Origin of the sequence: Psychrobacter sp. P2G3 (assembly GCF_001593285.1) — a bacterium.
Classification (GTDB): domain Bacteria; phylum Pseudomonadota; class Gammaproteobacteria; order Pseudomonadales; family Moraxellaceae; genus Psychrobacter.
The window spans coordinates 2793435-2816655 of the sequence record NZ_CP012529.1; the positions used below are offsets into that span (position 1 = coordinate 2793435).

Annotated in this window: 21 protein-coding genes; 12 read left to right on the plus strand and 9 right to left on the minus strand. The window is 41.9% G+C overall.

Going from position 1 to position 23221, the window contains the following annotated elements; translation table 11 throughout:
- The first annotated feature begins 66 nt into the window (after window positions 1-66).
- The 4 genes from AK823_RS11430 to AK823_RS11445 all read left to right on the plus strand — a co-directional run bounded on the left by AK823_RS11430 (window position 67) and on the right by AK823_RS11445 (window position 3738).
- Window positions 67-1776, plus strand: coding sequence for a SulP family inorganic anion transporter (locus AK823_RS11430; protein WP_068329347.1), 1710 nt, complete (start codon window positions 67-69; stop codon window positions 1774-1776).
- A 148-nt stretch (window positions 1777-1924) separates the two neighbouring features.
- Window positions 1925-2251 carry a sulfur transferase domain-containing protein gene (locus AK823_RS11435; RefSeq protein ID WP_068037681.1) on the plus strand — a complete coding sequence of 109 codons (327 nt, stop codon included), beginning with the start codon at window positions 1925-1927 and terminating at the stop codon, window positions 2249-2251.
- 113 nt (window positions 2252-2364) lie between these two features.
- Window positions 2365-2697, plus strand: coding sequence for a TIGR01244 family sulfur transferase (locus AK823_RS11440; RefSeq protein ID WP_068329349.1), 333 nt, complete (start codon window positions 2365-2367; stop codon window positions 2695-2697).
- 180 nt (window positions 2698-2877) lie between these two features.
- The gene (locus AK823_RS11445; RefSeq protein ID WP_068329351.1) at window positions 2878-3738 is read left to right on the plus strand and encodes a bile acid:sodium symporter family protein; all 861 of its coding nucleotides are present in this window, start codon (window positions 2878-2880) and stop codon (window positions 3736-3738) included.
- A gap of 68 nt (window positions 3739-3806) precedes the next feature.
- Here the strand turns inward: AK823_RS11445 and ahpF are convergent, their stop codons facing one another.
- A complete protein-coding gene (gene ahpF, locus AK823_RS11450; RefSeq protein ID WP_068329353.1) occupies window positions 3807-5384 on the minus strand; it encodes an alkyl hydroperoxide reductase subunit F in 1578 nt (525 codons plus the stop codon).
- A gap of 513 nt (window positions 5385-5897) precedes the next feature.
- Here ahpF and AK823_RS11455 point away from each other — a divergent pair.
- Window positions 5898-6146 (plus strand): DUF465 domain-containing protein, encoded by a 249-nt coding sequence (locus AK823_RS11455; protein WP_068329355.1) that lies wholly within the window; start codon window positions 5898-5900, stop codon window positions 6144-6146.
- Between the two features lie 168 nt (window positions 6147-6314).
- On the opposite strand, the gene ahpC is transcribed toward AK823_RS11455, so the two are convergent.
- Window positions 6315-6881 (minus strand): alkyl hydroperoxide reductase subunit C, encoded by a 567-nt coding sequence (gene ahpC, locus AK823_RS11460; protein ID WP_068329357.1) that lies wholly within the window; start codon window positions 6879-6881, stop codon window positions 6315-6317.
- Between the two features lie 278 nt (window positions 6882-7159).
- Here ahpC and AK823_RS11465 point away from each other — a divergent pair, with 278 nt between their 5' ends.
- Window positions 7160-8068: a hydrogen peroxide-inducible genes activator gene (locus AK823_RS11465; protein WP_068329358.1), complete on the plus strand. Its 909-nt coding sequence runs from the start codon at window positions 7160-7162 to the stop codon at window positions 8066-8068.
- A complete protein-coding gene (locus AK823_RS11470) occupies window positions 8049-8708 on the plus strand; it encodes a hypothetical protein (protein ID WP_068329359.1) in 660 nt (219 codons plus the stop codon). Before AK823_RS11465 ends, AK823_RS11470 begins: the two co-directional genes overlap by 20 nt.
- On the opposite strand, the gene AK823_RS11475 is transcribed toward AK823_RS11470, so the two are convergent.
- The 7 genes from AK823_RS11475 to AK823_RS11505 all read right to left on the minus strand — a co-directional run bounded on the left by AK823_RS11475 (window position 8697) and on the right by AK823_RS11505 (window position 17634).
- Window positions 8697-9299 (minus strand): methyltransferase domain-containing protein, encoded by a 603-nt coding sequence (locus AK823_RS11475; RefSeq protein WP_068037712.1) that lies wholly within the window; start codon window positions 9297-9299, stop codon window positions 8697-8699. The two genes, AK823_RS11470 and AK823_RS11475, sit on opposite strands and share 12 nt — an antisense overlap.
- 252 nt (window positions 9300-9551) lie before the next feature.
- Complete coding sequence (locus AK823_RS11480) at window positions 9552-10220, minus strand: YgjP-like metallopeptidase domain-containing protein (protein ID WP_068329360.1); 669 nt, start codon at window positions 10218-10220, stop codon at window positions 9552-9554.
- Between the two features lie 146 nt (window positions 10221-10366).
- Entirely contained in the window at window positions 10367-11923 is a 1557-nt protein-coding gene (locus AK823_RS11485; protein WP_068329362.1) for a DUF1513 domain-containing protein, read from the minus strand.
- 3 nt (window positions 11924-11926) lie between these two features.
- Window positions 11927-13063, minus strand: a complete 1137-nt coding sequence (locus tag AK823_RS11490; RefSeq protein WP_068329364.1) for an imelysin family protein — start codon at window positions 13061-13063, stop codon at window positions 11927-11929.
- 124 nt (window positions 13064-13187) lie between these two features.
- Window positions 13188-14828 carry a di-heme oxidoredictase family protein gene (locus tag AK823_RS11495; protein ID WP_068329367.1) on the minus strand — a complete coding sequence of 547 codons (1641 nt, stop codon included), beginning with the start codon at window positions 14826-14828 and terminating at the stop codon, window positions 13188-13190.
- 276 nt (window positions 14829-15104) lie between these two features.
- Window positions 15105-16559, minus strand: a complete 1455-nt coding sequence (locus AK823_RS11500) for an imelysin family protein (protein WP_068329369.1) — start codon at window positions 16557-16559, stop codon at window positions 15105-15107.
- A gap of 418 nt (window positions 16560-16977) precedes the next feature.
- Window positions 16978-17634, minus strand: coding sequence for an OmpA family protein (locus AK823_RS11505; protein WP_068037728.1), 657 nt, complete (start codon window positions 17632-17634; stop codon window positions 16978-16980).
- Between the two features lie 730 nt (window positions 17635-18364).
- Between AK823_RS11505 and AK823_RS11510 the strand changes: the two genes are divergently transcribed.
- The 5 genes from AK823_RS11510 (at window position 18365) to minE (ending at window position 23189) form a co-directional block, all read left to right on the plus strand.
- Window positions 18365-19327, plus strand: coding sequence for an acyltransferase (locus AK823_RS11510; RefSeq protein ID WP_068329370.1), 963 nt, complete (start codon window positions 18365-18367; stop codon window positions 19325-19327).
- A 180-nt stretch (window positions 19328-19507) separates the two neighbouring features.
- Complete coding sequence (locus tag AK823_RS11515) at window positions 19508-20599, plus strand: hypothetical protein (protein WP_228138857.1); 1092 nt, start codon at window positions 19508-19510, stop codon at window positions 20597-20599.
- Between the two features lie 217 nt (window positions 20600-20816).
- Window positions 20817-21641 (plus strand): septum site-determining protein MinC, encoded by an 825-nt coding sequence (minC, locus tag AK823_RS11520; protein WP_068329373.1) that lies wholly within the window; start codon window positions 20817-20819, stop codon window positions 21639-21641.
- Window positions 21642-22083: 442 nt separating this feature from the next.
- Complete coding sequence (minD, locus tag AK823_RS11525) at window positions 22084-22896, plus strand: septum site-determining protein MinD (RefSeq protein ID WP_068037737.1); 813 nt, start codon at window positions 22084-22086, stop codon at window positions 22894-22896.
- Window positions 22897-22898: 2 nt separating this feature from the next.
- The gene (gene minE / locus AK823_RS11530) at window positions 22899-23189 is read left to right on the plus strand and encodes a cell division topological specificity factor MinE (protein ID WP_068037739.1); all 291 of its coding nucleotides are present in this window, start codon (window positions 22899-22901) and stop codon (window positions 23187-23189) included.
- Window positions 23190-23221 lie beyond the last annotated feature (32 nt).

Here is a 23221-nt window from a genome sequence, read left to right on the forward strand (position 1 = left end):
TAGCCTTACTCCTTAATACAACAGGGCTTAATGTAATGATGCTTTCTATTGTGATGACGTATTGATATGGCCTCTATCGCCGCTCGTCTGATTCCTACTTGGCTGCGTCAATACCAGCTAACAGCCTTGCCAACGGATGTCGTCGCTGGTCTTGTGGTAGGCGTACTCGTGATACCGCAAAGCCTAGGCTATGCCGTGCTCGCAGGATTGCCACCTGTTTATGGTTTATATGCGGCGATTGTGCCTGTCATCATCTACGCTTGGCTTGGCTCTAGTAATGTACAAGCTGTCGGACCAGTCGCCATTACCGCTATTATGACTGCCAGTAGCCTGCTTCCTTACGCTGAGCAAGGGACTGAGCAGTACGCGTTGATGGCAAGTTTACTGGCTCTAATGGTAGGGACGCTGCTATGGATTGCTGGGCGATTAAAGCTCGGCTGGATTATGCAGTTTATCAGTCGCGGGGTCTCGGCAGGATTTGTGAGCGGTGCTGCCGTTCTAATCTTCGTCAGCCAGCTTAAGTACTTAACCGACATTCCAATCGCTGGTAGCAGCTTAATCGGCTATTTATCTACCATGCAGATGTATGCGCGCCAACTGCATCCACTGACCTTGCTCATTGGTGTTGTTGCCTTTGCACTTTTGGTGGCGAACCGTTACGCGAGCAAATGGGTATGGCGCACATGGCTATCATCGTCCTATGCTAAATGGGCGGAGCGCTTATTCCCGCTTATCTTACTTGTTATCGCGATTGTACTCAGTATGGCATTGCATTGGAGTGCGCTTGGAGTAGCGACCATCGGTAGTATTCCGCAAGGACTACCGAGCTTTACGCTGCCTCATGTGCCAGATGTTCAAGAAGCGCTCAAGCTTCTACCGACAGCAGGACTAATGGCGCTTATCATCTTTGTGTCCAGTAGCTCAGTCGCTAGCACTTATGCTCGGCTACGTGGTGAGAGCTTTGATGCCAATCGTGAACTGACCGGACTTGGACTGGCAAACCTCTCTGGTGGGCTGTTTCAAAGCTTTGCGGTTGCAGGTGGTTTTTCACGCACTGCTATCAATGTCGATTCAGGTGCCAAAACCCCAGTGGCCAGTCTTGTGACGGTGCTGGTGATGATTGCCGCGCTGATTGCCTTTGGTAATGCGCTTGCTCCTCTACCCTATGCGCTACTTGGCGCGACTATCATGGCCTCAATCATTGGGCTGGTCGATATTGACACATTAAAGTCTGCTTGGCAGCGTGATCGCTTAGATGGTGCAAGCTTTATGGCGGCGTTCGCAGGTGTGCTGATATTTGGGCTAAATACTGGATTGGTCATTGGCCTGATGGTGTCATTCGCCAGCCTTATTTGGCAATCGAGTAAGCCGCATGTTGCCATCGTCGGACAGTTAGGAGGTACAGGACATTTTCGCAATATCAATCGTCATGACGTAGTGACCTTTAATAATCTATTACTATTGCGTATCGATGAGAGTCTATTCTTTGGTAATAGTGAGTCAGTGCACCTGCGTATTTTAAACGCTTTGCAACAGTATCCAAACGCAAATGAACTTATCTTAATTATGTCGGCAGTCAATCACATTGACCTAACTGCGCAAGAGATGCTCAGTACTCTCAATAAAGAGCTAGCGCTGCAAGATAAGCGTTTACACTTTAGCTTCGTGAAAGGTCCAGTCATGGATGTCATTGGACATACCCCTCTGATTACCAAGCTATCAGGACAGGTCTACCTAAGTACCTTAGATGCCGTCAATGCATTAAAAGATAGTTAGCAACCACTTTGTTTATACATTAGACCTTCAATCACTATTGTTGCCTACAACAAAATATCGCTATGATAGAGCCTGTGTTATGCTAGCTTATTGTATTGATAAACCTTCTTTAATAAATGCACTTTAACAAACCCAATTGAATCTATTTATGACCGATGATATAACGATCTATAAGCAAATTTACCCAAGCCAATGTATCAAAATTGCAGAGCTTGGCTATCGCTCAGTGCTCAATATACGTCCTGACGCTGAGGTTGATACTCAGCCTAACAGCTGTGATTTTGCCACGGCTACCGAGCAGGCGAACCTAACTTATCATCATATACCTTTTGATGATGAGCGCCTAAGCATGATGACTGTGCAGCAATTTGCTGATTTTTATCGTACCGCACCCAAACCTATATTGATGTTTTGTGGTACCGGTGCACGCGCTAAATTGCTGTATCAAAGCGCGTTGATGCAAGGCTTGTTATAACGTTTATATATTGAGCTTAAAACAATGGGTCTCAAAAACAACGTATCTGAGAAAGTAATATCTTAAACAAACACTAACTACATTAAATAAATCATTCTAAGAAAGGAGCTCCTATGAGCCATCAAGTTAGCATTACAGGACAAATCACCCCTGACCAAATACCTATGATTGCCGAAAACGGTTTCAAAACCATCATCAACAACCGTCCTGACGGTGAAGAGCCTGGACAGCCAACCAGCGCTGATATCGAAGCGGCTGCTAAAAAAGCGGGCCTTGCTTACAAAGAAGTGTCTTTTGCTGGTAGTGAGCTCAATCAAAATCACGTCGAAGAATTCGCGGATTTCTTCAATCAAGCCGAGCAGCCAATGCTCATATTCTGCCGTACGGGCAATCGCTCAACGGGTATCTATGAAGCCGCTAAGCGTATGGATTTGTTAGACGATTAATAAATTAGAGGTTTTAACTATTTGAGCAAGCGTTAACTAATTAAGTCCATATAAACATGTGGGCTTTTATAACAGTTAAGACGATGTTTTAAAGTATATTTGAAGTTATAAAACCACAAGGAATGTGGACTATTTGAAAAGTCATTCTAAGATGACTTTCATTTTTACAAGGAATGTTTCATGAGTAATACTGCGCTGGCCTTACTCCCTCTGGCTCTTGCCTATATTATGTTTACCTTAGGAACAGGGCTCAAACCCAGTGACTTTAAGGTTATCGCTAATCACCCCAAAGCGTTTTTCGTCGGATTAGTAAACCAAGTCATTATTGTGCCTTTAGTCGCTTTAGCAGTAGTCCTAGTGATGGGGCCACCACCAACCATCGCCTTTGGTATCATGCTAATTAGTTTTTGCCCAGGCGGCGTGACCAGTAATATGCTCACCTATTATGCCAAGGGTAATGTCGCGCTTTCAGTCGCGCTTACTGGTGTGGTTAGTCTATTATCGGTCATTACTTTGCCCATCTTAATTACTTTAGCCTTTAACCATTTTATGCAAGACCAAGCCAGCTCTATTAGCGCTGTAAAAATTGGTGTGGTGATGTTTTTATTAACGACTTTACCCGTCACCCTTGGTATGCTTGCTCGCTACAAATTCACTAACTTCATGGTGCGTAGGAGCAGTATTCTAAATGGCTTAGCCAGTATCTTTTTTGTATTGATTGTTTTTGCAGCCATCGCTTCCAACTGGGAACTCCTAAAATCACAGTTAACGTCAATGGGGCTTGAGCTGGTCCTTATCATTATGGCCTTATTTGTGTTAAGCATTTTGACTTCTAAAGCGCTAAAGCTTAGCTGGTTTGATACCAAAACCATTTCAATAGAAACCAGTATTCAAAACAGTACGACTGCAATTACTTTAGCCCCTATTATTATGGGAACGGCAGTTGGTCTACCTGCTATTGCCTTACCTGCTGCTGTATATGGGGTGCTCATGTATGTGATTGCGCTGCCAATTATTGCTTTGATTAGAAATAAGAATTGATTGTTTCTGACGTAAAAAAACCACCTCAAAAGAGGTGGCTTCTCAAACTAACTTTATAGATGAACGGCTTACTGCATAACTAAGTATTCAAAAGCACTTAGAGCAGCTTTAGAACCCTCACCCATCGCAATGTTAATCTGTTTAAAGGGTACCGTCGTTACGTCACCACAAGCAAAGATACCTTTGCGATCGGTACGGCAACGCTCATCAATCTCAATCTCACCAAAACGGTTTAAATCGACAAAGCCTTTAATGAATCCAGTATTTGGCACTAAGCCAATCTGTACGAACACTCCTGCCAAGTCACGCTCATGGGTCTCACCTGTGCTGCGATCTTGATAAACAATAGAAGTCACTTTACCATCAGTCGCTTTAATCTCTTGCGTCGCCGCCCCAGTGATAAATTCAATATTGGCTTTTTCTTTGGCTTTGTTAATCAATACCTGATCCGCTTTTAAATCATCTGCGAATTCAAGTACGGTCACATGCTTCACGATACCTGCAAGGTCTAATGCTGCTTCGACACCAGAGTTACCGCCACCGATAACTGAGATGTCTTTATCTTTAAAGAAAGGACCGTCACAGTGCGCACAGTAGGCAACGCCTTTACCGATATTTTCCTCTTCACCTGGTACACCAAGTTTACGCCATTGCGCACCAGTCGCTAAGATAATACTGCGAGTCTCAAACTTCTCACCCGTGTTTAGATGAATGCTGTAATTTTCTTCTTCCGTCTCGCTAATTTCTTTGACACTCACGTGCTCTTTGAGCGTGATATTGTACTCTTGCAAGTGCTTTTCAAAATTGGCAGACAATTCATTGCCTGTGGTCAATGGCACAGAGATTAAGTTTTCGATATCTTGTGTATCTTTCACCTGTCCACCGATACGATCTGCGACCATCGTCACTTTTAAGCCTTTACGCGCGGTATAAATCGCGGCGGCAATCCCAGCAGGACCAGCACCGATGATAGTGACATCTTGCTGCTCTAACTGCTCGGCATCATCGTCCGCTTCTGCTAATAAATCAGGGAATTGCTCTTGTAGCTTTTCAATGAGCTTGGCGGTATCAATCAGACCATTAGCAAACGGTTTACCGTTTAAAAATACTGCCGGTACGCCTTGGATGTTATTTGCTTCTACTTGCTCTTGGAACAATGCACCATCGATCATTTCATTGCTGATATCATCATTTAGTAGCGCAAACTGGTTCAACGCTTGAACGACTTCTGGGCAACTGTGGCAAGAGAGCGACACGTATGTTTGAAACTGTAATGGCTTATTGAAACGCTTGATGAGCTTTTGGATACCCTCATCTAGTTTTAGCGTATGACCACCAGCTTGTAAGATTGCCAAGATAAGCGAGGTAAATTCATGACCGCCTGGGATACCACTAAAGACGATACCAGTATCAGTCAACGTGCCACCAATATGACTACGGACCGCAAAGCTAATCGGACTTGGTAAGCTATCATCATTCGCTGTTGCATCAAAATTAATCTTATCGGTAGTGCCAGCAATTTTGGTCAAAAAATCAATTAGCTCTGCACGTTTTTGATGCTCACCACTACCCAATACGAAAGTAATTGGACGAGTCATATTTTCGCTATAGCTCTTAACAGCGTCTAATAAACTTTGATCTATCATGTTTGTTCCTCATTGTTATTCAATATGTAACGGCAACTAAGCGGCTGCACGTTTAAAGATGGAAAATTTGAAGTGAGTAATGTTGTTTAAAGTATAATTTGAATAAGGCCTACGCCCTTTAATGTCCTTATTATCATAGGTTTCGAGGGTTTGAGCAAGCAGAGAAACTCAAACTTTATATTTTATAAAACCAATCGTAAAACTGTTTTATCAATTAAATATAAATTGATAAAGCCATAATAGTCCCATTATAGTTATGGTGTAGAGGTTGTTTTTTCGCTACAATCGAGTGAGGCGAATAGGAAAAAGTCTTATTTACCTACTGGCGGATTGACTTTTAAGAGTGTTTGTTAAAGTCTTTTCTGCTGAGCTTGAGCCTTATCACTATTAAGTTAATAGCGCTTTGGCTCAATAAAATCTAAGTCTCACAATCATAGCAATTCATCACAGCAACCTTAACGACAATGCGCTGATGCTTATTGTAAGCTTGCGCTTCATAACAAGGATGACAACATGAGAAAGACTGATACGTTACAAGACAACAGAGAGATTATTGCAGAACTTAAGCAGAAAGACAGCCACTTTGCCAGTATTTTTGATGAGCATACTCAGCTTGATCAGCAAATCAATCAACTTGACAAAGATTTGGTTAAGCACGCCAGTCGTGACGAGGAAATAGAACAAATGAAGCGACGAAAACTGCATTTAAAAGATGAGATTTATAAAATAATTGATAAAAATAAACTACAATCTCATGCTTAATACTTCGTTTCTTATTAGCAAATAAAAATAAAAACCCTTCCTAGTTAACAATATAAAAAGACCCCATCAACTTATGCTGATGGGGTCTTTGTCTGTAGCGTTTATCTATCCAAGTGAAACTTTGTATACAACACTACGAACATCTAAATCATTCAAATAAAGCAATACTTAGATTTTACCAACTAGATCAAGGCTTGGTTTTAGAGTGTCGCCACCTTGTTCCCAAGCTGCTGGGCAAACTTCGCCGTCGTTTTCACGAACGTATTGTGCTGCTTTTACTTTACGTAGCATGTCTTTTGCACTACGGCCAATACCGCCAGCGTGAATTTCAGCAACCTGAATCAGACCATCTGGATCGATTAAGAAAGTACCGCGCTCAGCTAGACCAGCTTCTTCGATCATAACGTTAAAGCCACGAGTGATACGGCCAGTAGGATCACCAATCATTGGGTAAGTAACTTTACCGATAGCATCTGAAGAGTCATGCCATGCTTTGTGCGTGAAATGAGTATCGGTTGATACTGAGTAAACTTCAACGCCTAGACCTTTTAGCTCTTCGTAATGGTTTGCCATGTCTTCAAGTTCAGTTGGGCAAACAAAGGTAAAATCGGCTGGATAAAATAGGAAAATTGCCCAGCTGCCTTTTACATCTTCTGAAGTGATAGTTTTGAACTCACCGTTTACAAATGCTTCTGCTGAAAATTCTGGAATTTCTTGATTGATAATAGACGCCATGATTGGCTCCTTTTTTAATTAAGTGTTATTGAGTTAGATTGTGATTATTTATTTGATTGTTTCTGTTAAGCCTTTAACTATCTGGGCTACCTGACAAACTATACGCGAATTCTACGGTTAATCTAGTTAAAAGTTTTTAATGTGATGTTTTGTTTTATTAAACTTGTTAAACTATTCTATCTACTTTTAATCATCAGTGTACTATCGGTAAATTGCTATCATATACTGAATGAACAAGTATAAAAATTGCATTAAAAACCCATTAATAGAGAGGTTTTATGATTACCTTACGTCAGCTGGAATTTGCCTTAGCCGTTGCTAAACACCGTCACTTCAAACGCGCTGCTGAAGACTGTAACATTTCGCAGTCTGCATTGAGCTTAGGTATCGCAGAGCTAGAAAAACAGCTGGATACGCAGATTTTTGAGCGCAATAATAAACAGGTGCTGATTACCCCTATCGGGCAAGATATCCTAACGCGGGCACAGCGGGTGTTTTCTGAAGTGAGCGATTTGACCACGCGCGCGCACAGTCATCAGACGCCGCTTGCTTACCCTATGACAGTAGGTATCATTCCAACGATTGCGCCTTACCTATTGCCTAAAGTACTGCCTGCACTACGAGAGCACTATCCAGAATTCCGTATGACCATCGTTGAGCAACAAACCGAACGCCTGCTCGAACAAGTGCGCTACGGTCATATTGATACTGCCATCATTGCGCTACCTTATGCGGTAGACGGATTACATAGCTTTGAGTTTTGGGCGGAAGATTTCTTTGCGGTATTCCCAAAAGACGACGTGCATGCCAAGCTTGAAACCATCAACTCCGATGAGCTAGCGACTGCCAATCTTATGTTGCTGGGTGAAGGACATTGCTTGACCGATCAGACCTTATCTGTCTGTCACTTTGATCGTGCAGAGATGAAATCAAGCTTCTCTGATGCTAGCTTAAACACGCTTATCCAGATGGCACTTGCCAATATGGGTACGACGTTAGTACCAGAGATGGCGTTAGATCAGCTGCACCTAGAGAATCAAAATGCAGTCGCTGTACCGCTAGCAGAAAAAGGACCACATCGTCATATCGCCTTCGTTACGCGTTTAAATTACGCTCGTGTCGATGACGTAAACTTACTCGGAAAGGTGTTTAAACAGGCATTTGAAGATGCTGCTAATAAATCTTGATCTTGGCAAAAATTTTGCCCTGCACTTATCTGCTATTAATAGCGATATCGAGCCAGCGAAAGTTAATGCGCTTTGGCAAGATATCGCTGTTCGTTATAACGAAACGCAGCGCGCTTATCATACCTTAAGCCACCTTCAGCAATTGTTTGAGCAGTTCGAACAGATTAAGCGTGAGCTTAGTGAGCCACATATTATCGCATTAGCATTGTACTACCATGATGTAATTTATGATCCAACGCGCGCGGATAATGAGCTAAAAAGTGCAGAGTATGCCGTCGGGGCGCTAGGCCATTATCTGAGCGCTGAACACTGCCAGCATATCTATGCGCTTATTATGATGACCGCCAGTCATCAGCTTAATGAGTTTACAGACCCTAACAAAAGCAGTGACGCTGCTTATTTGCTAGATATGGATTTGAGTATTTTGGGTGCGTCTTGGCCTGAGTATGAACAATATGCACAAGCCGTACGCCAAGAATACATGCATGTTCCGCTTGCAGATTATCGTATTGGGCGAACGGCTGTATTAAACGGACTCTTAGCGCATCCTAAACTTTATTTGACTGACTATTACTATGAGCAGTTAGAAGTACAAGCTCGGGATAATATTAAGCGCGAAGTTAATTTGCTACTTTGCTAAGAACTTAATAAATAATTCACTTCCCTGTCGTGCTGGATGCGAGTTATAGCTCGTCTCCATAATTTCAATGTTAAAGTGAGTCTCAAAACGTTGTTGATACTCATCTCTCGTGCCACCAAAGGGTGGTTCCTGACGTCCAAAGTCGACATTAAATAATAAGCCAACCAATTTTCCTTGAGGCTTTAGCAGCGTTGCCATTTGTTGCACATACTCATCACGGCGTGAGGGGTTTATTGCACAAAAAAACGTCTGCTCGAGTATCCAATCAAACTGATATTGCTCAGGGGATAAATCAAAAAAGTCCGCACAGATTAAATGCTCATCCGGAAAGTCAGGATAGCGCTCAGAAAAATCCTTAATTGGCGCAGGGGCAAAATCAACCAAAGTGACATTGGTAAAGCCTTGCTCATGCAGATAACCCACCTCGTAAGCATTACCTGCACCCGGCACTAAAATAGCTTGGTCTTTAGCCGATTCAGGCAATTGGTCAATATAGGCTTTGAGCGGTGGCGATACCTGACCCATGTCCCATTGTATGCTCCCAGCCTCATAACGCTGCTGCCAAAACTCGGCTTGATTGACACTATCCATATAACCATCCTTGTATACTGTTTTTATTTTTATAACAATACATTTTGTACCGTTATGAACTATCATATCAGTCTTATCAAGCTTTTTTTATATTATTTACGTGGTGTATAGTTAAACCACTTAAAAGCGATACAGTGCAGATAGAATGGATTTTTTGCAGCCTCTGTCACGCTTGCGAACAGCACGCAAGAAAAATTCATACTAGCTGCACATAGCTATTAACGTATAGATTTTATTTCTCACTAGCTATATTCAATCTAACTTTCCCGTCTTACCTGCCAGCATATTATGCCAATGCTGATAATCCGGCATTGCTGTCGCCACCGTTTGCCAAAACGCACGGCTATGATTGGCATGATGCAAATGACATAGTTCATGGACGATGACGTATTCTGTGCATTCAATAGGATAAGCAGGCAGATATACTGATAGCCAAATCCGTCGCGCGCGGGTATTACAACTGCCCCAACGCGTATGCATTTTTTTCAGGCGTATCTCATTAGCATGAGCACCGACAACTGGTTGCCATTTTTCAAACAGAGAAGGCATTACTTCAGAGAGCTGGTGCCGATAATAAGCAATTTTTTCATCATGACGTAAGGTAAATAATTGTTCTACACCCCACAACAGAATAGGACTGTCGGCAGTTGAAGATTGCGCTGAAGGATTTCGTTTGCGCTTATATTGTTCCAATACTTGCGCATGGTTGGCGATCGCCCATGGTACGCGTTTAGCGACAGCTTGCGCAATTTGCACTGTGGTAACGAATACTGGCACGGATACCATCAACGTATACGGCTTTAAGCGAAAGTTAATATTTTTGACGCGCTTTTTGGTCACGTGTAGCTCAATGCCCGCCTGCGCAAGTTGTGCTCTAACAGTATGTAAACTGATGTCGTATCCCCCTTGCTTAGTCGTCATTAGAGTTGACCCACTATAAAATAAATATAGTACTAGTGGGATAAATTTTTCGCAGCCTCTGTCTGCATAGGCACAGCAAGCAAGGAAAATTTATTTCAAGTAGCACGTTATCATAGTTATTCTTTTTTATTTAGCACTCACCACAGTTACAGCGTTTGTAAATGATTGTCAAAAGACATCTTATGCACCTTACTGTCTTTAATAATGCGCTGAATTTTCTCAGTCTTATCCTGGTTAATTGACCCTGTCGCTGATGTATCATTCACCTCTAACGTCGTTAACTGACCTTGTCCATCACTAACGATAAAACCTGGCTTTTTATCAGTGAACAACACTGATGCTCCTGCACAATCTGGCAAACTGACATCATCAATCAATTCTCGAGTGCTTAAGTCATAAATCGCTGCACAGCCGCCAATAGGTGTCGTCACACATAATAGGTGACGCTTACTGTCGACCGCCACGCTAGCAATATATTGATGAAAGCGTTGCCATTGATTATTAGGCATAATCAATGGTTTAAAGTCAGAATTACCGCGCTTATGAGTGAGCACCAATGGCACATTGATATGCTTATCACCTTGAAACTGAATGCCAATCATTACAGTTCCATCATTATGCATAGCTAGATGACGTACGCTCATTTGATTGTGCTCAGGGAAAATCTGCTCAAGCAATGAGCCATTATGACGATTAAGATACACTAATGACGGACGCATGCTGTCTAGATTTAGCTCTTCACGAGAAGCTTGCTCGGTCTTAATACCACCATTAGCAATCACCAACGTTTCACTATCAGGATGCATAATTAGCTCATGCGGCCCAATACCATGCGAGTCAAACTCTGCTACTTTTTTATAAGCATCATGAGCATCATAGATACCAATTTTACCGTCTAAACTTATGGTGTCATTCTCGGTCACATACAGCAATTTACCATCTAAGCTATAGCAAGCATGACCATAAAAATGGCGATGGTTTGAAGCTTTTATAGCGAACTTTACTTGCCCAGTCGCTGTATCTAGCACCCAAAACTTCTCGCTTGGACGCCGTCCCATCACTACAACATCACGGTTATGGTCATTATCGCTCAGCTCATTTAGAACGTTAGAGATAGGCTGCACAACGATATCATGCACACGTTCAGGCATGGTGGTCTGCCAAACGACTTCCCTATCCCCATCGATACCAACCACACCGAAGTCATTTTCAGGATTATCATCATTCATTGATGAAATATTTTTTGGCATAGAGGCCACACCACTCACCCAACACACTGAGCGCGCTAGCATGGTCGTAGTATGAACAGCGCTAAAGTCGGTAGTGTTACTATCGCTACCTTTATCATCTATAGCTTTATGATACGACTGTTGCCACGCAGCAGCGGCTTGCTGACAAGCATAGCGAAATCGCGTTAACTGCGGCTTAGATGCTGAGGGCAAGTGAGAGCGAATACCAGTCGCATAATCTACCAAGCTTGCATCAGGCTGACGCTGCTTACGATAGCGATGATGGATACCGACAAGTGCGGCTGTACCCATTATAGTAGACAGTGCTGTTAATGCTGAGGTTGTCAACAGCTCATGGCCTAGTCGAGTATTGTGTCTATTGTTTTGATTATTAGACTGTTTGCGTGTTAGACCCTGTGACTCAGAAGAATCTTCAGTCACTAGCGCTACTGTCTTAGCCCTCATGATCTGCATAGTTTAATCGCCATCAGTGCTATTAAAGCCCACACGAAGACCAAGGGTTGGAATCAATTGGCGCTTAATAACACGAGTAATAGTAGTCAGATGCTCATGCAATTCTTGCTGTGTGGCTTTATCCGCAGTCGCTAAATCTTCTGGCATTTGTGCCAACAGCGTGGTGGCATCAGCAAGTGCGGTTGATAAACTATCAGCCACTTCGTTTTCGTTATTACTGCCAAGGATAGCGGTTAAAATTGGATCGGTCAGCGCTTGATTTAGTGTAGCCAATTTAGCATTGATGATAGCGCGGCTTTGCCCGGCTGTAGCGGCCGGCAGGTGACCTTTGGCCTTACCCGTTAGACCCAAAGGCTGGTCTATGGCATTAGACTTCATGGTCTCAACCAACGATAGTAGAGAATTAAACCATTGGTTCAAACCTCGATCGCTATCTGCTGTTTTATCAATCGCTAATAGTTCAGTGGCATTCTGCTGCCAGTTGTCTTCGATATTTTTTAGGCGTGTACTTAAGGCGCTACTTGCGCTTATCACATAAGCACATTGCCCAGCATCCAAGCTGTCATTAGCATATAACGCTTCTTCTAATCCTGGTACCCCTTGCACAATGGCGCTTTCATTAGCCAACTGCTCAGCAGTTAGTGTGGGATTGGCAGCGATAAGATCTGCAACGCCACCATGTACCAGTCCGCGCTCGTCAGGATAATAATTAATATATAAATTGCTCATACTGGCAGTTGCAGGGCCGAAATTGATCATTTCAGCATTCGCCCATGCTTGTGCTAACACGAGCCACTGATCGCGCAGCGCTTGTAGCTCATCACCACTTATTGGTGCTTGCTTGCAATGCTTTTGTGCCAAGTCATGCAATAGATTGCTCTGCTTAACAGCATCTGCATAAGCTGGGATAACAATATCATCAGCCACATGGGTCAGATAGGTTTTTTCAGTATCTGCGCTAATATCGACGGCGACAACTTTATCTACACTGCCGCTATTACTATCTGCTGCGCTATTTTGCGCAACTTTTTGGCTATCAACTTCTGGCGCTTTATTCTCGTCAGCAGGTTTGACGCAGCTGATAAGCAGTCCAGCACTTAAAGCAGATAGCGCCATTGCTAAAGCATGGTTTATTTTCATAAGTTTCTCGGTATTTATATGAGTAATTATTAATATGTTGACTGGTTATTTATTCGTTGAAAATCTAGTCACTAAGACCTGTTTATTAAGACCTGCCATTAAAAATAGATGAATAGCATCGCTTTTATAATGATTTTAAGAACGCATTCAATTCAGTACGCCCTTGTTTGTCTAACTTTAATACTTTTTGTTTCTGTGTTTCAGCTTCTCCGCCATGCCACAATACCGCCTCCATCAACGTACGCGCACGACCATCATGTAAAAATGTCGCTTGCGAATCAACAGTTTGTGCAAGACCAATACCCCACAATGCCGGCGTGCGCCATTCATAAGAGTTGGCTAAAAACTCAACTTGCGCGTCTTTCGGTGGCAATTTTCCCGCAATCGTCCGATCAGCAAGGTCATCACCCATGTCATGCAATAGTAAATCCGTATAAGGATAAATCACTTGCCCATGCTGCTCAAGATGGTCGTCATCGGTTTTTGGCAACTGATATCTTGGCGTGTGGCAACTTTGACAGCCCATATCATAAAAACGTTTTTTGCCCGCCAGTACCAGTTTATCGTCGGCATTGCGGCGATGCGGTACCGCTAAATTACGCGTATAAAATTCGACAAACTTAGTCACATCATCGTTGACTTCGACAGGTGGCTTGTCATTACCTTGCTCATCAGCGCCGGTAGTAGCGCTCAAGCAAGCCGTTTGCGTCGGCATACAGGATTCATGAGGACGGATATTTGAGGTCAAACCCATGTCTTCATTAAAAGCACTTTGGTTTTGGGTAATAAGCTTGGTTTGACCTGCTTTCCAGCCAAAACGACCTAAGGCTGTTTTTCCTGTTTGCGGATCCATTACCCAGTTAAATTTACCGCTAATATCGTCATTAGTATTATTTTTATTGACGCTGACGGCTTGTTTCTTAATAGCTTCATCCGGAATTTGCTCAAGTAAACCAAGCCCAATCATCGGTAAGGCCACTCGCGGCGATACCATTAGCTCATCATCAAATGCACCATAACCAGGTTTGGTTAAGTTAAAAGTTGGCGCACGCAATGTTTCGACATGACCATCGGCAAAGGTGACTGGCTTATCTGTCCACTGCACTGCAATTCTTGCTTCGGCAGGCACGCCTTGAATACCGCGGTCTTGCAGCTGACCACCATACATCGGGTGAACGACTTTTTCGATAAGCGAGTTCTGCAATTGCTCTCGCTGCTTATCCGTCGTCGCTGGCATCGCAAGGCGAATGAGCAAGCTATCTGCATCGTCATCGCTACTCATAGGCGCATGACCACGGCCATCTTTTATATGGCAGGATTGACAAGCAGCGACGTTAAACAATGCCCCAAGACCATCACGACTGTCGGTACTAGCAGGGGCAACGACCCACGGTTGCCGAAAGAAGGCATTGCCAATAAAAAAGTTGCCTTTACGCGAAGCAGATACGTTTGATGAAGGCTTAGAGTAACTCTCGGCACTGGTAATACTAATGCCAGTGTCGCCACCTTGCTTAATCTCTTGCGGATCAAATGTGGCCAGCTGCTGCATTGGCACGCCAGCGAGTGCTTCAACGGTTTGTATACGTTCAGGTGCTAAAGCTTGATTTTTTTCAATATCAGAAACGTTATTAGAAACATCGCCAGTTGGCTGACAAGCATTAAGAGCCATTGCACTTATAACAGTTAGCGCAAGTTTGAATGAGACACCTTGCAAGCTTGAAGAAATGAAAGGGAAAGCAAAGGATTTGGTATGAATGGAGCTCATAGGAGTTGCCTTAGTTCTAGATTAGAACCATTAAAATGGCTTGCTATAACAGTATTTATTTCTTATCAATATAGCGGTATAAAAATATATCGACGCTATAACTTAGCGCATTGACCTATTTTATTAAACGTAAAAATACGTTGCTAACTGTCGTTAACAACGCATGTATTATATATAACTTGCACTTCTACAAATATATCTCTCATCAGCTTGTAGTGACTTATCAGACATTATTGATAGCATCAAATTGTTCTACGTAAACAAACAGAAACCCGCTTAGAACTGAGAACCTGCGTCCGCATCTAGATTATCAATACCGACGGCTTTTGCCGCATTTTCAATACCAGCAGTCAGCTCTTGTAAGCTAGTAATGCTATTTTCAATCCAACTACGGCGGACATTTTGTTCTTCAGCCGAGATACCTTGGCTGCTAACTTGACCCGCTGTAGCAATCATTTGGTCAACCTTAATACCTTCTTTTTCGCCTTTTTCAACGATGACATTGAAAGCATCTTCTACTTTTTTAAAGTCAACAGCCAGCTTATCAGCCGCATCTGTATGACCATTATCGACGAGGTACTGCTTGATGCCGTAGCCTCCAACGTTCTTACCAGCAACCGTTTGGTAGCTACCATTGAATACATTTTGAATACCGCGTGCATTGTTAGCATAGCTAAGATGTGTCAAGTCACTAAAACACTCGTGCTCATCTTCGGTAGAGCCAGTGACAAAGGCTACCTGTATACGCTCAGAGGCCAACTCTCCTAATGCTAAACTACCCATTTGGTACATTATCTGACGCAGACCGTTGTCGTTTTTGCGCGCTATCAGATCGCTACGTAAAGTGTTTTCGCTATCAGGCTGCCATTCGGCTTCCATCGCGGCTAAATCATCGATCAATAACTGAGTAGCGGCTTTTAGAAACTCACCACGACGCTCGCAAATACCAGCATCTTTGTTTACCGTATCGCCGCTAGTACACTGCCCTGCCTCAGTGACATAATCCGTTACTGGACGATTACCTGCTCCTGCGCTTACACCATTAGTATCTTGCCCCCATAACATAAACTCAATCGCATGATAGCCAGTGGTCACATTGGCTTCACTACCACCAATCTCATTCATTTCTGCTAATAACTTGGGAGTAATCGTACTGGTATCTTGCTTTAGACTACCGACCGTAATGCTGGCGCTATTGATGATATTATCTTGGCTGTTGTACTCGCCCTCGTAACTGTCACTGACATAATCAATCAGCGCCTCATCAAGGGGCCATGCATTGACCTGCCCTTCCCAGCTATCTGTACTACCAATTGCACGCTTATCATTTGCAGACACAAAACCTTCATCAAAACGGAAAATCTCAGTTTGCGAATATGGCTGACGTGCGGCTTTATAGGCCGCTTTTGCAGCATCAAGGTTGGCTTGCGTAGGTGTTGCCACATACGTTTCTACCGCAGTTTGCAACATTTTAGCTGTATCTAGCGAATCTTTGTAGGCAGCATGAGCCATGTTTGCATAGCTGCTAATTAACCTATCAATGTGAGCTTGCTCTGCAGCTGATAGTTTTACATTACTACTCGATTCTGTGCTCTGTACTTCTGTTTGCGTACCAGTCTCTGCGTCTTCATTGGTTTGCTTAGTACAACCCGACACCATTAATAACCCTGCAAGTGCAGCAGCTAAAGTAGTTGGTAAAATCTTACGGCTCGTCACTGTGGTAATCGTCATACACATCCTCAAAAGATATCGCAAAAGAAAAAGAAGTCATCAATTTTGATTAATTAGCATCAAGCATTTTGACCATATTACAGCAAAGACAACTTACGTCAGACCATCATTGTTAGTCGTAGATGATAAGATGTTCCATATTGTAATAATAGAAAACACTGATGGATTATAAAGTTATTGATAATCATTATCAATATTTAATTTAGATTAATATCACCTTTTTAGCGATGTTTATTTGCCGTAAAATAGAATTCTTCATAGCACTTTCTGAGTTACTTAATCTAACCTTTGTCATATCAATCTTTTCGATTACTAGCTCTTAATTTTTACTCTAAATTTAGCCAATAAAAAAGCCAGCGTAGGGCTGGCTCTTTTATTGTAATATTCTTAAAACATAGACTAAGTAGTAATCTAGTTCTTAGTTTACGCTCTGTGGTGAATTGATAGTTAGCTCAACACGGCGGTTTTGCTGACGACCATAATCAGTGTTGTTATCAGCTACTGGACGTGATTCGCCATAAGCAACAACGTTGATACGGTTAGAAGCAACACCGCGAGCAGTCAGATAGTTAGCAACTGAGTAAGCGCGGTCACGGGATAGACGCATGTTATAAGCATCTGCACCTCTGCTGTCAGTATGACCTGCAATATTTACTGTCGTCTTATTATACTGATTCATCGTTGATGCAAGTTTATCAAGCGTTGGCTTGAAAGATGAGCTTAATGTTGCATCATCAAACGAGAAAGTAATGCTACCTGGCATAACTAGGTCAATATTACCAGTTGTTGGGTTTTGCTCAACCGTTACGCCCGTACCAGCCATTTGTTGCTCAAGCTGCTTAGCTTGACGCTCCATATAATAACCAACACCAGCACCTAAAGCTGCGCCGATAGCCGCATCACGACCAGTCTTATCGCCACCAGTTGCTTTAGAGATAACTGCACCACCAGCTGCCCCAGCTAACGTGCCAATAGCAGTTTTGTTCAAGCGTTGTTGCCCAGTGTTTGGATCAGTAGTACAACCGCTAAGTGCTAGACCTGATGCTACTGCTGCGATCATTAATTTATTACGCATAATATTTCCTCTTAAGTTAAATTTATTAATTGTACTCTTTTATATTCTAGAGTTTTTCCGTCTAAAATCATGCCATTAATATGAATAATATGCTACATGTTAAAAAGTTTTTTACAGTTAATGATTATAACGCTTTTTAGAAGAATCAGAAGCAATTATATATGACAGTAATATACCTTCACAAGATACCAAACATTAAACAGCTTATTAGGTGTTGTTCACACTCGTCATCATTATCCCAATCTTGACTTCACTGTGTGTAATATTTTGTCACATCTATGTATAGAAAGTGAATGAAACCTTGCCGCTATTATCATAGCTATGAACTTAACTACACGGAAATTTTTTTGAAACTCATTAATATTGTATATTTTTTCGTCTATGATGCGTATTAACCATCCAACTAAAGCTCGATTTTAGACAATAGTTTTTTGAATAATGGCTTTGAGAAGTATTTATAGCATTTGCTACCATGAGTCACGTTAACACTCGTACACTGGTAATGCTTTCTGCTAAAATCGTGCAATCTTAGTATTATAGATTTATTATCTCATATAAATTTTTGTGACTTACGTTGCTACATTCGTTACTACATTTTTATGAACCATTAATATATGAACCACTAATATTTAGTTTAAAAAGTTGGAACATGACCATCACACCAGCTTTTAGGTTGATAGAACACATTAGCAATTATTAAAATAAAATGATAAATAGAAAAGGACTTATCATGCGACTCACTTCTACCATTCAAAAACTGCATGAGCATGCACCTAGACTGGGCAAAGCCATCTCTCTCGCAACGGCTACAGGCGTTATTACTGGCAATAGTATTGCCGCTGGTATACCGATATGGTTCATGGGTACCGCTAAGGCAATTACTGGCTCGAAAATTGCTGATGATAGCGTAATTAAAGTTACCAATTATTGGATTAATAGTAATAACGCCTTGATTGATAATATTTTACCAAATAAAGATTGGCGAATTAACCTACCTGATGACGTGCATCCAGATGGTAAATACTTGCTGATTAGCAATCATCAATCATGGGTTGACACGAGTATCGTACAATATGTGAGTGAAAAACGCTTACCCTTAACGCGTTTCTTTACCAAGTTTGAGCTGATCTACATTCCTGTGATTGGACAAGCATTTTACTTTTTAGACTTTCCGATGATGCGCCGGCACTCAAAAGAAGCCGTTGCAAAAAATCCAGCTCTGCAAGGTAAAGATATCGAAGAGGCTAAACGCGCTTGTTCCCTATTAAAAAACAAACCCTTTACCCTACTCAACTATCTAGAGGGTACAAGATTTACCAAGGCCAAACAGGCTAAGCAGCAATCGCCCTATACTCATCTACTTAAGCCACGTGCAGGCGGTCTAGCACTTGCTATTAATGCTTTAGGTGAAGATATCGATGGCATCTTAGACATGACCATCGTTTACCCTGACGGTATACCAACCTATGGCGATTTATGGAAAGGTAATATCAAACGTTTGGGCGTCGATGTACGTTATATTAAAATGTCTGATACATTATTTACGGCTATCCGAAATGGCGGTTATGAAGAAGATGAATCGGTTAAGGCGGAGATGTTTGATTGGATTGCAGACGCATGGCAACAGAAAGACAAACTCATCGATGAGATGCTAGCCGAGTTTGACACGAAGCTTGAATCTCAGAGCGTTTAATACTTGATTGAACAAATCCTATATCTTATTAGCTTTTATTGATAACGATCTGCTGATTAACTATTAACATGAGTCATTGTGAACTACTAATAACGTAAATTTCTTACAATGACTCATGAATTTATAAGCACCGAATATCGTCGCTCCAACCTAACCACTTATTGATAATAAGGTACGACTGTGTCCGCCTCTACTACTGCCAATCCTGCTACAGATACGAAGCCGCTGCCCAATCAGCTAAAAAATTCCTCATCAGAACCGCAGCACCCTATACGTCCACAGCCGAATCGTCTTAAGCTGACCTACGATATCGTGATGCTAATTGCTATCAGTATTGATTTGCTATTTATTAGTATAGACGCAATTTTGATGAGTAACTTTAGTAGCAATGTGGCAGGATGGTTAGCAATCAGTGATGGCCTTAGCTGGTATCAGACCAGTCTGCATGATCCGTTGCGTACTGTGGGTGGATTTTTTACCATATTTTTGATTATTGAACTGCTTTTGCGCTGGGCAATTGCTATTAAAGAAAAGGTTTATTATCGCTGGTTTTTCTTTCCGTTTGTACATTGGTATGAGGTGCTTGGTTGTTTTCCACAACTGCGGGCATTACGTTTGTTTCGGGCAGTAGTCATCGGTCGACGTTTGCATCAACTTGGCTATCAAGTATTACCACAACCTTGGATTAACCGCATTAAGTTTTATATTGATCTCATATTAGAAGAGCTATCTGACCGCGTCATCTTAACAACCATTTATAACTTTCGGCAACAGCTTACTGATTCTGAAGTACATACATCGCTGATTAAATCGACTCTAGATCGTAATCGTGAGCAGATTGAAGCTATGTTGTTATCATTATTACGTCAAGAGCTCGTTCCACAGCTCCAAAAGCTTGCAGGTCAATCAGATGGCGGCAAGCTTATAGCGAACGAAGTTGGCAACGCCATTCAAGATGGACTTGCCAATACTCCTGAGCTACGTCGTTACCTACGTCTGATTCCAATTGCAGGTAGCTTAATTGAGTCACAATTACAACATATTGGGCATAACATCGGCGAAAATGTCGTGTACTCTCTCAACGAGCGACTATTAGATGCTGAGCGCATCGATGCATTGATGGTAACCATTGCTCATAGCATTGCAAGTATTGACGTCAACAATTCGGCTCTTGAAGCATTACTTGCCAGTGTTATCAATGATAGTTTGAACGAATTTGAAGCGCAAATAAAAATACAGCAGTGGAAACATCAGGACATGCTTAACTTTTAGGGCGTATAAAGCGCATAGAAGATGCATACTACTCTTAACAGACGTTTGGCTATATTTTATGTCAGCTCTTATGTCAATTTTTATGTCCTTAGGGGCTTGTTAAGCACTAGCATCCCTTAGTACACTGCTCATTGATAATGAATATTTTGACGATCTACCCATAATAATAACTGCGCCGTGATCGCAGCGACATTAGTATCTTTTAAGGATTTGCATTATGACGATTTCGGATACAGGCCAGCAAGACATGACATCCCAACCTGCGATAACCTTTTATGGAAAGATGCTGACGTTCTCACGCTTGCAACTGAGTACCGACGACCTAACGGCTATTGAAGCTCATCTGGCGGGTATGCTAAGCAATAAGACCAGTCACATCCCCGTCCTTATCGACAGTAGCATTGAGCAAGATTTACCCGCTCTAATCGAGCTTTTATGGTCATGGGGGCTACAGCCTATCGGTGTAGTAAATGGCCTACTTGATAAGCAAGCACGTGCGCAAAGAATGGCAATATTTCCCGCAGATGGCAAGCGTATAGAGCGCATTGTATCTAGTAAAAAATCCGTTACTCAGTTAAGTCAAACCACCTCTGAAACAGCAGAATCTCAAGCTGAAAAGAACAATAGCACTGACGATACTGCAGCGCAGACGGACACTAGTATCATAGATGTACCTGCAGAAACTCTATTAAGTAGTGACCATATTACCAGTATGATTTATGACCAGTTGCTACGTTCAGGACAAACCATTAATCATGTTGGTGGTGATTTAATATTGACCAATAGTGTCAATAGTGGGGCTGAAGCCATTACCGATAACAGCCTTCATGTTTATGGCCGTGCACAAGGTCGCCTAGTCGCAGGGGCAACTGGAGACAAAGATGCTCGTATATTTTGTCAGGTATTCAATCCATCATTAGTATCTGTGGCTGGCACTTATTGTCTGCGTGATAATTTACCTGAGAATACTATCGACAAGCCGGTACAAGTACGCTTTGTAGAAGGTGAAGGGCTGGTATTTACTGTGATGGAGAATATCTAACGAGTGATTGTCTACTATGATAGTGTTGATGCGACTAATATAAATAATAGTGTTGATTACTGCTCTAAATATTAGAAAAAAACTGTTGAATATAATACGTTAATATTTGGGAAAGGTAATTTAACAAAACTATCCTACTATAAATCTGTGAGTCAGCCACTATCTACAAGATTAGTAAATAATTATATAAAATAGTATTTATCTTAATAGATTTTTAGCGTTTCTTCTGGACGTACTATAAATTTTTGTTGATTTATGCTAGGCTTACGCTCGCAGATAGTAGTCGTATTACAGTTGGTTATTTTATTTACAAGCAGTTACTTATAAAGGCTTAGTCATATCTTACCTTGTGCTGCGAGCACTAATATTAAGTATTATATGTACGTTTATTAAACGATTTTTATCTATCGAATATCCCATTTAATTATAGGAGTGTGCCATTGTGGCGAAGATTGTTGTAATCACTTCAGGTAAAGGCGGCGTAGGCAAAACTACGACTAGTGCCTCTTTTGCCGCTGGTTTAGCGTTACGTGGCTATAAAACGGTTGTTATCGATTTTGATGTGGGCTTACGTAATCTAGACTTGATTATGGGCTGTGAAAACCGCATCGTATATGACTTCGTTGACGTAATTAACGGTAACGCTCGTCTATCGCAAGCGTTAGTCAAAGACAAACAGCTAGAGAATTTGTATATTTTACCTGCTAGTCAGACCCGTGATAAAGATGCGTTGACAGACGAAGGCGTGGCTGAAGTTATGTCTGAGCTATCTAAGCAGTTTGACTATATCATTTGTGACTCTCCGGCTGGTATTGAGCGTGGTGCACAGCTAGCGATGTATCATGCTGATGAAGCTATCATTGTTACTAACCCTGAAATCTCATCAGTACGTGACTCTGATCGTATCATTGGTATATTACAAAGCCGTACCAAAAAGGTAGAAGATAACCAAGGTTCTATACGTGAGCACCTAATTATTACTCGCTATAATGCTGAGCGTGCAGCAGCTAATGAGATGATGGATATTGATACCATCTCTAACGATATTTTAAAAGTGCCATTACTTGGTGTTATCCCTGAAAGCCACTCAGTGCTTGAGGCATCGAACCACGGTGAACCGGTAATTCATTATACTGATTCGGTCGCTGGTCAATGCTATGACGATATCGTTGCCCGTTTCTTAGGGGAAGAACGTCCGCTACGTCATATTGACGTGAAGAAGAAGAGTCTATTACAGCGCTGGTTTGGGGGTTAATAATGAGTAAGAAAAAAGGATTTTGGAGTAGTCTGTTTGGTACTGACGATCAAAGTAACGCCGGTAGTGCCAATATGGCCACCGAACGTCTTAAAGTCATTGTTGCTAGTGAAAATCGACTAAATAATCGACTGACTGCTGATCGTATCGAAAAGATGAAGCGTGAGATATTAGAAGTGGTTAACAAGTATGTTAACGGCGTACAAATTGACGACGTTAATATTAATCATCGCTCTGAGGATACTCTTGATGTTCTCGAGATGAATATTAGTTTACCCGAACACAAGAAGTAAATTGGACAGATCACTATAAGCTGTAGCCCCTC

Coding starts and splice junctions, on each gene's coding strand:
- AK823_RS11435 (WP_068037681.1), top strand. CDS start 1,925: ATGACCGATGATATAACGATCTATAAGCAAATTTACCCAAGCCAATGT.
- minE (WP_068037739.1), top strand. CDS start 22,899: ATGAGTAAGAAAAAAGGATTTTGGAGTAGTCTGTTTGGTACTGACGAT.
- AK823_RS11490 (WP_068329364.1), bottom strand. CDS start 13,063: ATGAAAATAAACCATGCTTTAGCAATGGCGCTATCTGCTTTAAGTGCT.
- ahpC (WP_068329357.1), bottom strand. CDS start 6,881: ATGGCGTCTATTATCAATCAAGAAATTCCAGAATTTTCAGCAGAAGCA.
- AK823_RS11505 (WP_068037728.1), bottom strand. CDS start 17,634: ATGCGTAATAAATTAATGATCGCAGCAGTAGCATCAGGTCTAGCACTT.
- AK823_RS11475 (WP_068037712.1), bottom strand. CDS start 9,299: ATGGATAGTGTCAATCAAGCCGAGTTTTGGCAGCAGCGTTATGAGGCT.
- AK823_RS11455 (WP_068329355.1), top strand. CDS start 5,898: ATGAGAAAGACTGATACGTTACAAGACAACAGAGAGATTATTGCAGAA.
- AK823_RS11440 (WP_068329349.1), top strand. CDS start 2,365: ATGAGCCATCAAGTTAGCATTACAGGACAAATCACCCCTGACCAAATA.
- AK823_RS11495 (WP_068329367.1), bottom strand. CDS start 14,828: ATGAGCTCCATTCATACCAAATCCTTTGCTTTCCCTTTCATTTCTTCA.
- AK823_RS11480 (WP_068329360.1), bottom strand. CDS start 10,220: ATGACGACTAAGCAAGGGGGATACGACATCAGTTTACATACTGTTAGA.
- AK823_RS11470 (WP_068329359.1), top strand. CDS start 8,049: ATGCTGCTAATAAATCTTGATCTTGGCAAAAATTTTGCCCTGCACTTA.
- AK823_RS11485 (WP_068329362.1), bottom strand. CDS start 11,923: ATGCAGATCATGAGGGCTAAGACAGTAGCGCTAGTGACTGAAGATTCT.
- ahpF (WP_068329353.1), bottom strand. CDS start 5,384: ATGATAGATCAAAGTTTATTAGACGCTGTTAAGAGCTATAGCGAAAAT.
- AK823_RS11500 (WP_068329369.1), bottom strand. CDS start 16,559: ATGACGATTACCACAGTGACGAGCCGTAAGATTTTACCAACTACTTTA.
- AK823_RS11445 (WP_068329351.1), top strand. CDS start 2,878: ATGAGTAATACTGCGCTGGCCTTACTCCCTCTGGCTCTTGCCTATATT.
- AK823_RS11430 (WP_068329347.1), top strand. CDS start 67: ATGGCCTCTATCGCCGCTCGTCTGATTCCTACTTGGCTGCGTCAATAC.
- AK823_RS11510 (WP_068329370.1), top strand. CDS start 18,365: ATGCGACTCACTTCTACCATTCAAAAACTGCATGAGCATGCACCTAGA.
- minC (WP_068329373.1), top strand. CDS start 20,817: ATGACGATTTCGGATACAGGCCAGCAAGACATGACATCCCAACCTGCG.
- AK823_RS11465 (WP_068329358.1), top strand. CDS start 7,160: ATGATTACCTTACGTCAGCTGGAATTTGCCTTAGCCGTTGCTAAACAC.